2 protein-coding genes are annotated in these 2,142 nt (G+C 67.3%); both read right to left on the bottom strand.

Annotation, left to right across the window (positions count from 1 at the left end):
- Positions 1 to 765: 765 nt before the first annotated feature.
- Entirely contained in the window at positions 766 to 1,185 is a 420-nt protein-coding gene (locus FrCorBMG51_RS22845; RefSeq protein ID WP_047225075.1) for a hypothetical protein, read from the bottom strand.
- 638 nt (positions 1,186 to 1,823) lie between these two features.
- Positions 1,824 to 2,142, bottom strand: a 319-nt coding sequence (locus FrCorBMG51_RS32175; protein ID WP_047225074.1) for a helix-turn-helix domain-containing protein, incomplete at its 5' end; no start/stop codon positions are given.

Raw genomic sequence — 2,142 nt, 5'->3', positions numbered from 1 at the left:
GGCGGCCACGGCCGCGGGCGTGCCGCGACCGACCCGCCAAGGAGCCCGGGAGTCGAACCGTACACATATACGAAAGAACAACAACGACACATTATATTCACAATAATGTGCCAGAAAAGACAACCAGAAATCACGAAACTCACAACGACGACAGTTCTCAAGGTCGACATCATTTCCCAGCAGATCGTTGGCCGACGGTCCCCGACGGACACCAACGGCGACCGACACCGGTTCACCGAGATCGGCACTTGCGGGTGCCGGACCAGCTCCTTCCCCGGGCAGGCAGGACATGGGCGCGGGCACCGTGCCACCGGATACGTATCGGAAATTTTAGCCCCCCGGGAAAACCAACCGGCAGGACCCACCGGCCGGGCAACACAGCGGAAACCGGGTGCGGACACAGCGCAGTTATCCATACACGGAAGGGCAGGTACCGTGGTCGCTTTCGGGACGCCTGGTTTCGTCAGGCCCGGCCATCCGCGCCCCGACGCCATCGCCGATGCCGCTGATACCGCAGACGCTGCCGATACCGCCGAGGCTGCCGACAATCCGCTGACAAAGGCGTCCGCCCGGCGTTCCCGCGACCGGTCGCCCCTGATATTGATCATCAATACATCCGAATCCGACCGGGCCGCGGGAAGATGTGAGAAAACGCACCTGACAACCGGCGCGGCTGGCCGTGCGGTGGCCCGCCGCCCGGCCAGCGCGGGCGTTGCGTGCCCGAGCGGGACGGCACCGGCCACGGCCATCCGGGCAGTCCCCGGCTCAGACCGGGGCGTGCAGGTCACGGCTCTCGACGATCGCCCCGTCCGAGACCACCAGATGGTCGAAGGAGCCCTCGGACTCGGCGATCCAGAACGCCCCGCCAAGCGTTATCGGGTCCAGGTTGTGCCGCTGGGAGGCCCGGAACCGGCGGCGGCGCACCAGCACGACCCGCAGCGGCCCGCGACCGCCGAGCAGCGATCCCCACACGACGGTGAAGAGCACCGGCGGATGCCGCCCGTCCACCGCTGTGCTGCCTTCCTGCCAGCCGAGAATCGGCGTCCGGTCGAGCGGCTGGTCAAGACGGGTGGTGGAATCGTCAGCGGACTTCAGCCGCCAGTGCAGAAGGCCCACCGGCGAACTCACCAGTTCGACTTCCACACCGGAAAGCGGCAGTTTCATCCGGTCGTACACCTGGTCCATCGCGTCACCCCCGGCCGCGTCCCCCCGGACCGGTCGAGGCCGCCGGTCCCACGCCGCAGACGACATCGCCCACCCCACCATCGGATGCCGTCGCCCAGCGCCGCGAGGACAAAGATCTGTCAGCGGCCACGGGTAGCGCATCCTCCCCATGGGGTGAGAGGAAGATGAATTAGATCATATCAGTTCATAGCATGTGCCATAGCCGCCAGCACGGCGACACGGCCGGCGCGGATACGGCGACGTCAACCACACGACAATCGCGCGACAACCGCGCTCCGGGTATCTGTCGACCACATATCCACCACGTACTTCCGAAATATTGTCGGCATATTTTCAACGATCGCTTCGGCCATCGGAACGGCGGCGGCCGGTACCGTATTCTCACGCACTGCCGCGCACTGCTGACGGGCCGAGGCCGACAACCCACAACCAACAACGTCAGGCCGCATACACGCGGACGGCTCCGCCCACCCCACGTCGTTCCGTTCGCGTACGGCCGGGCGTTCCTGCCACCATCGGTGCTCACTGTCGTTGGTGCCGTCAAGGTGGCCGGTGGCCGGCGCGACCGGGGCGGTCTGGATGACGCGACCCCGGCCCGGCCGAAGCTCACAGCGGCCGGGGCTCGCACAGGCCCGAACTCACAGCAGATGAAGCGCGCGGGCCCGGTGCACGGCGTCCCGGCGGCGAGCCACGTCGAGTTTACGGTAGATGCTCTTGAGGTGGGTTTTCACGGTGTTCACCGAGACGAACATCTCGCTGGCGATCTCCGCCGTGGTGAGCATGGTCGGCAGATAGCTCAGGACCGTCTGCTCCCGGCCACTCAACGGCTCGAAAGCGGCCGGCAACGGCCCGGCCGGCTCCACCACCGGCCCGCCCGGCCCCGCCGCGTGTCCGACCTGCTGCCCAGCCTGGGAAGAGCCCGCCGGGACGCTCCCGGTCGGACCGGCCGGTCCGACC

Origin of the sequence: Protofrankia coriariae, from assembly GCF_001017755.1 — a bacterium.
GTDB lineage: Bacteria > Actinomycetota > Actinomycetes > Frankiales > Frankiaceae > Protofrankia > Protofrankia coriariae.
The sequence above is the reverse complement of the archived record's forward strand: the minus strand, read 5'-3'. Positions and strand labels throughout refer to the sequence as shown.